The sequence below is a fragment of the Enterobacter cloacae complex sp. 6730903 genome (assembly GCF_048283985.1).
Taxonomy (GTDB): Bacteria; Pseudomonadota; Gammaproteobacteria; order Enterobacterales; family Enterobacteriaceae; genus Enterobacter; species Enterobacter hormaechei_C.
In genome coordinates this window covers 60,682-67,312 of sequence record NZ_JBLVXX010000029.1, presented here as the reverse complement: position 1 = coordinate 67,312, position 6,631 = coordinate 60,682, and the positions used below count along the sequence as shown (strand labels likewise).

The following is a 6,631-nucleotide window of genomic DNA, read 5'->3' as shown; positions in this document are numbered from 1 at the left end:
CGTCAGATGTGTATAAGAGACAGGTTTCACAGGTGAACCATTTTAGCTCCGTGACAATCACATTGATGAAAAATATAAGTTACAAAAAAATGTAAGGCGGACATGATGACGGCAAGATGGCAAGGCACGATTGCGCTTTTATTACTCATTATTATTTCCTACGTCGATCGGGTAAATATCTCGGTAATGATTTTAAACCCGGAATTTGCCGAACATTTTCAGTTAAATGAAAACAGAATGTTACAGGGTCTGCTCATGACCTGCTTTCTGCTGGGTTATGGTTTTTCCGCTTTATTATTAACACCGGTTATTGAAAGCAAACTTCATTATCGGCAGGGATTATTAAGCAGCATTGCGATTTGGGCCGCGGTTTGCGCGGTTTCGCCTTTGCTTGGCTCGCTGACGGGAATGCTCATCGCCCGCGTGATTCTGGGGATCGCGGAGGGTCCGCTATTTTCGCTGAAAACGCGCTTTATCAGCGATAACTTTAGCGCGCAAGAGATCGGCAAACCCAACGCCGTGACCGCGCTGGGCGTCTCGCTCGGGCTGGCCGTGGGCTTTCCGCTGGTGACCTGGCTGATGGCACATCTGGGCTGGGCCGGATCGTTTTATGCACTGGCGGCAATCAACCTTCTCCTCGGCGGCGGCTTAATCTGGCGTTTTCTGCCCGCGCCGCGCAAGCTCCCGACCGCGAAAAAGCCGGGGTTTGTCCACACCTTCACGCTGGCCTGGCAGACGCCGCTGCTGGGCTGGATCATGGTGGTTGAAATCGCCACCCTGAGCTATCTCTGGGGGAGCAGCGCCTGGCTACCCGCGTGGCTGCGTGACGAGCACCACTTCTCGCTGCATGCCACGGGCTGGCTTGCGGCGATCCCCTTCCTGCTCAGCCTGGGGTCAAAGTTTCTGGGTGGCGTGCTGCTCGACAAAATGCGTCCGGAACAGGCACCGGTGCTGTTTGTGGTGGGCGGGGCGATGACGGCGCTGTCCGTGGTCGCGCTGATGCTCAGCCATCAGCCTGCCTGGCTGGCGCTGTTTATGCTTTCGGCTAACGTCTTCTGGGGGCTACAGGGAGCGGCTATTCCGGCGGTGATCCAGCATCACGCCGCGCGTGAAGCGGTGGGTAGCGCTTACGGCATAATCAATGGGATCGGCAATATCTGCGCGGCGTTTATTCCGCTGCTGATGGGGATGGTGATGAGATCGGTGGGGTCGGTCAGTTCAGGCTTTTCGGTGCTGGTCGTCTCGCAGGTTGTCACCCTGCTTGCCGGGGGAATGTTGCTGCTGCGCATGCGGCGCGCAGCAGCAATCAGCACGTAAGGCTTATTCGCCTTTTTTCGCCGCCTGGATGTAGAGCATTTCCAGCGCCAGGGTCGCCGCGGCCAGCGCGGTGATCTCGGACTGGTCATAGGCCGGAGCCACTTCCACCACGTCCATCCCGACGATATTCAGATCCTTCAGGCCGCGCACCAGCTTGATGGCGCGGTCTGACGTCAGGCCGCCGATCACCGGCGTACCGGTACCCGGTGCGAATGCCGGATCCAGGCAGTCGATGTCGAAGGTCAGATAGACAGGCATGTCGCCGACGATCTGCTTAACCTGAACCAGAATATCGTCCACGCCGCGATCGTTCACCTGGCCCGCGTCGAGTACGGTGAAGCCGTTGTCTTTGTCGAACTCGGTGCGGATGCCGATCTGCACGGAGTGGTTCGGATCGATCAGGCCTTCTTTCGGCGCGGTATAGAACATGGTGCCATGGTCGAACTCGCAGCCGTTCGCGTAGGTGTCGGTGTGCGCATCGAAGTGCACCAGCGCCATTTTACCGAAGTGCTTCGCGTGGGCGCGCAGCAGCGGCAGGGTCACGAAGTGGTCACCGCCGAAGGAGAGCATGCGTTTACCGGCCGCCAGCAGCTTCTCGGCGTGCGCCTGCAATTTTTCGCTCATCTCACGCGCGTCACCGAAGGCGTACACCAGATCGCCGCAGTCCACCACGTTCAGGCGCTCGCGCATGTCGAAGTTCCACGGGAAGCGGTTGTGCTCCCAGGCCAGGTTAGTGGAAACCTGACGGATCGCCGCCGGGCCATGACGTCCACCCGCGCGACCGGACGTTGCCATGTCGAACGGTACGCCGGTGATCACCCAGTCAGCATCGCTGTCGTACGGCTGGAAGTTCATCGGAAGGCGTAAAAAACCAAACGCGTTAGATACCAGAGAGTTATCGTACTGATGACCTAAAGTGCTCATGTCCTGACCTCTTATAAAGTCGATACATTAAAAACAGATGAAAAAAAATCCCCTCCGCGTCGTTAAACCCGACGAGGAAGGGATTGATTCGTAAATCGCATATTGGGGCGAATTATCGCCGTTAATTCATACGGGTTCAAGTGAGTATAGCATTCTGCCGGATGGCGGCTTCGCCTTCTCCGGCCTACATTCGTAGGCCCGGTAAGCGCAGCGCCACCGGGCATCGGCGGCACAGCGGCCTGATGCCCTCACCCCGCCCCTCTCCCACAGGGAGAGGGAGGTTTTCTTACTCGTCTTCCAGATACGTATACCCGTACAGACCCGCTTCAAACTCTTCCAGGAACTGCTGCTGCAAGGCATCGTCCAGACCGGTGTTTTTGACCTGATCGCGGAACTGGGTGAGCAGTTTTTTCGGATCCAGCTGAACGTATTCGAGCATGTCCGCCACGGTGTCCCCTTCGTCGGACAGCTCAACCTCCACGCTGCCGTCAGGGAAGACAAACACGTCAACCGCTTCGGTATCACCGAACAGGTTGTGCATGTTGCCGAGGATCTCCTGATACGCACCCACCATAAAGAAGCCCAGCATTGGCGGGTTCTCCGGATCGTACTCCGGCATTGGCATCGTCGTTGCGATACCGTCGCCGTCGACGTAGTGGTCAATCGCGCCATCGGAGTCACAGGTGATGTCCAGCAGCACGGCGCGGCGTTCAGGGGCGTGGTTCAGCCCTTCCAGCGGCAGAACCGGGAACAGCTGGTCGATACCCCAGGCATCCGGCATCGACTGGAACAGGGAGAAGTTGACGTACATTTTGTCCGCCATACGCTCCTGCAACTCGTCGATAATTGGACGGTGCGCGCGGTTGCTCGGGTCGAGCTGTTTCTGCACTTCGTGGCACATATTCAGATAGAGCTGCTCCGCCCACGCGCGCTCTTGCAGGCTGAAGGTGCCTGACGAGTAGCCGACGTGAATATCGTGCAGGTCCATCTGGCTGTCGTGCAGCCATTCGCGCAGGGAACGACGCGTGCCCGGCTCGTGCATCTCCTGCCAGGTTTCCCACATGCTTTGCAGGGAACGTGGAGCATCGTCTGCCGGAGGCGTGGCTTCGGTGATTTCGCTACGCTCAACGCCGATGATGTTAGAGACCAGTACCGTATGGTGTGCAGTGACCGCGCGGCCAGATTCGGTGATCACCGTCGGGTGCGGCAGGCCGTGCTCTTCGCAGGCATCGCCAATCGCCCAGATGATGTTGTTGGCATATTCGTTCAGGCCGTAGTTTACCGAGCAGTCAGACTGCGAGCGGGTCCCTTCGTAGTCCACGCCCAGGCCGCCGCCCACGTCAAAGCACTGAATATTCACGCCGAGCTTATGCAGCTCAACGTAGAAACGCGCGGATTCACGCACGCCGGTGGCGATGTCGCGAATATTGGCCATCTGCGAGCCGAGGTGGAAGTGCAGCAGCTGAATGCTGTCCAGACGACCGCGCTCGCGCAGAATTTCCACCAGCTGAAGCACCTGGTTCGCCGCGAGGCCGAACTTGGATTTTTCACCGCCGGAAGATTGCCATTTACCGGAACCCTGCGACGCCAGTCGCGCACGCACGCCAAGGCGTGGGATGACGTTCAGACGCTCGGCCTCTTCCAGCACGATCGCGATTTCGGTCATCTTCTCGATCACCAGATAGACCTTGTGGCCCATCTTCTCGCCAATCAGCGCCAGACGAATGTATTCGCGGTCTTTATAGCCGTTACAGACAATCACCGACCGGGTCATGCCCGCGTGCGCCAGAACCGCCATCAGCTCCGCTTTAGAGCCGGCTTCCAGGCCCAGCGGCTCGCCGGAGTGGATCAGGGACTCAATCACGCGACGGTGCTGGTTGACCTTGATCGGGTAAACGAGGAAATAGTCGCCGTTATAACCATACGATTCCCGCGCGCGTTTGAACGCGGCGTTAATAGAACGCAGGCGATGTTGCAGGATCTGCGGGAAGCAGAACAGTGCAGGCAAGCGCTGACCCTGCGCTTCACGGGTTTTCACCAGTTTAGCGAGATCCACGCGCGCTTCCGGGACGTCCGGATCCGGGCAGACACTGATGTGGCCCAGCTCGTTAACGTCGTAGTAGTTATTGCCCCACCAGGCAATATTGTAAGTGCGCAGCATCTTGCTGGCTTCCTGGGAGCTCATCGCAACCTCCTGCATAGAACGTAGTACACCCTGTTCGCCTGCTGACGAAGGCGAAAGCGAAGACATGTCGTCAGACATAGCGAACCTCAACTCTTTGTATTAAGTGTAAAACAGTTGACTACTATCGCAGCGTTATACGGCGATAACAACCCATTAACGGCTCCATTTCCCAGCAGAGTATGCTGAAATCCAGACCGTGCGACCGGTTTCTTATTCATATCATTGTAAAACACGTATCCGAACTCTGTATGACAAGGTTCGGCGAAACCACGAGAAAACTCCTGTATTAACAAGAGCGCCCTTGTTCAGTTTTCACAAAGCGTGACCGGCTCTGGAATCCTGAGAAGCACCGAGATGGGTATAACATCGGCAGGTGTTTAGACCAGAAGTGCGGGTGGGAATCAAATGCGCGCCAGAACGGCTGCGCTGAATGAGCGGAAAACGATGGTTCATTATCTGGTATCACCTCCACGGCCGCCTCTGCTGAAACGGACCACAAGCCAAAGCTAAAAGTTCACTGCTTAACCCGGCTGGAAGTGGCGACACGATGTGTTCATCGAGCGCTTATTTTATATGAGCCGCGCGCCGCGTTTTATACCGAGAAGGTCGCTAAAAAGCAAAACAAAAATGCGCAGGTTGCCAGCGTCGTCAGGAAAAATTTCCAGCCGTGTTTTCAACGCAGTGAGAGGTGAGTCAAAAAAAACTGGAAATCGGGTGAAGAAGTGACCTAAAATAGACGTCCAGATGTTAATCCATCCATACCGATTAACACTCAGACTGCCAGTGTCAAAATCCTGTAGGCCTTGGTAGAATTATCTCCTATGGCTATTCCACACAGCAGCTTGAGCTAACCAAATTCCTCTTAGGTGAAATAAAACATGGCAAAACACCTGTTTACGTCCGAGTCCGTATCAGAAGGACATCCTGATAAAATTGCTGACCAAATCTCCGATGCGGTGCTGGATGCGATCCTCGCGCAGGATCCAAAGGCGCGCGTAGCGTGTGAAACCTATGTCAAAACCGGCATGGTTCTGGTTGGCGGTGAGATCACCACCAGCGCATGGGTTGATATCGAAGAGATCACCCGTAACACGGTGCGTGAGATCGGCTATGTACATTCTGATATGGGCTTTGATGCCAACTCCTGCGCCGTACTGAGCGCGATTGGCAAACAGTCTCCGGACATCAACCAGGGCGTTGACCGTGCCGATCCGCTGGAACAGGGCGCGGGCGACCAGGGCCTGATGTTCGGCTACGCAACCAACGAAACCGACGTGCTGATGCCAGCGCCGGTGACCTACGCCCACCGCCTGGTGCAGCGTCAGGCTGAAGTACGTAAAAACGGCACCCTGCCGTGGCTGCGTCCGGATGCGAAAAGCCAGGTGACCTTCCAGTATGACGACGGGAAAATCGTCGGTATTGATGCCGTGGTTCTTTCCACGCAGCATGCTGAAGAGATTGACCAGAAATCCCTGCAAGAAGCGGTGATGGATGAGATCATCAAGCCGGTTCTGCCAACTGAATGGCTGAGCTCTGCGACCAAATTTTTCATCAACCCAACCGGACGCTTTGTTATCGGCGGCCCAATGGGTGACTGCGGTCTGACCGGTCGTAAAATCATCGTAGATACCTACGGCGGCATGGCACGTCACGGCGGCGGCGCATTCTCCGGTAAAGATCCGTCTAAAGTTGACCGTTCTGCGGCGTACGCTGCACGTTATGTGGCGAAAAACATCGTTGCTGCCGGTCTGGCTGACCGCTGTGAGATCCAGGTTTCCTACGCCATCGGCGTGGCTGAGCCAACCTCCATCATGGTGGAAACCTTCGGTACTGAAAAAGTGCCTTCTGAACAGCTGACCCTGCTGGTGCGTGAGTTCTTCGACCTGCGTCCATACGGTCTGATTCAGATGCTGGATCTGCTGCACCCAATCTACCAGGAAACCGCAGCGTACGGTCACTTTGGTCGCGAACATTTCCCATGGGAAAAAACCGACAAAGCCGCCCTGCTGCGTGATGCTGCCGGTCTAAAATAATCGACTGCCAGTAGCTTAAACAGGCCAGCCTTTGTGCTGGCCTTTTTTATGTCGGGTGGCAGCTATGCCTTACCCGACCTACGGGTCGTGAGTTTTTGTAGGCCGGATAAGGCACAGTCGCCACTCGGCAATGTTTGAAACCGTTTACACCTCACTCTCTATACCCCGCTTT

Annotated in this window: 5 protein-coding genes; 2 read left to right on the top strand and 3 right to left on the bottom strand. The window is 56.2% G+C overall.

The genetic code is table 11. The features are described 5' to 3' along the window. Window positions 1-105 precede the first annotated feature (105 nt). Entirely contained in the window at window positions 106-1,317 is a 1,212-nt protein-coding gene (locus tag ACNQ0W_RS15805; RefSeq protein ID WP_062933220.1) for an MFS transporter, read from the top strand. A gap of 3 nt (window positions 1,318-1,320) precedes the next feature. On the opposite strand, the gene speB is transcribed toward ACNQ0W_RS15805, so the two are convergent. The 3 genes from speB to yqgB all read right to left on the bottom strand — a co-directional run bounded on the left by speB (window position 1,321) and on the right by yqgB (window position 4,644). Beyond that, the gene (gene speB / locus ACNQ0W_RS15800) at window positions 1,321-2,241 is read right to left on the bottom strand and encodes an agmatinase (protein WP_062933221.1); all 921 of its coding nucleotides are present in this window, start codon (window positions 2,239-2,241) and stop codon (window positions 1,321-1,323) included. A gap of 286 nt (window positions 2,242-2,527) precedes the next feature. Next, window positions 2,528-4,504: a biosynthetic arginine decarboxylase gene (gene speA / locus ACNQ0W_RS15795; RefSeq protein WP_017382922.1), complete on the bottom strand. Its 1,977-nt coding sequence runs from the start codon at window positions 4,502-4,504 to the stop codon at window positions 2,528-2,530. A gap of 8 nt (window positions 4,505-4,512) precedes the next feature. Further along, window positions 4,513-4,644 (bottom strand): acid stress response protein YqgB, encoded by a 132-nt coding sequence (yqgB, locus tag ACNQ0W_RS15790; protein ID WP_057979949.1) that lies wholly within the window; start codon window positions 4,642-4,644, stop codon window positions 4,513-4,515. Between the two features lie 660 nt (window positions 4,645-5,304). On the opposite strand from yqgB, the gene metK reads away from it, so the two are divergent. Beyond that, window positions 5,305-6,459 carry a methionine adenosyltransferase gene (gene metK, locus ACNQ0W_RS15785; RefSeq protein WP_062933222.1) on the top strand — a complete coding sequence of 385 codons (1,155 nt, stop codon included), beginning with the start codon at window positions 5,305-5,307 and terminating at the stop codon, window positions 6,457-6,459. Window positions 6,460-6,631: the final 172 nt, after the last annotated feature.

Coding starts and splice junctions, on each gene's coding strand:
- yqgB (WP_057979949.1), bottom strand. CDS start 4,644: ATGAATAAGAAACCGGTCGCACGGTCTGGATTTCAGCATACTCTGCTG.
- speB (WP_062933221.1), bottom strand. CDS start 2,241: ATGAGCACTTTAGGTCATCAGTACGATAACTCTCTGGTATCTAACGCG.
- ACNQ0W_RS15805 (WP_062933220.1), top strand. CDS start 106: ATGACGGCAAGATGGCAAGGCACGATTGCGCTTTTATTACTCATTATT.
- metK (WP_062933222.1), top strand. CDS start 5,305: ATGGCAAAACACCTGTTTACGTCCGAGTCCGTATCAGAAGGACATCCT.
- speA (WP_017382922.1), bottom strand. CDS start 4,504: ATGTCTGACGACATGTCTTCGCTTTCGCCTTCGTCAGCAGGCGAACAG.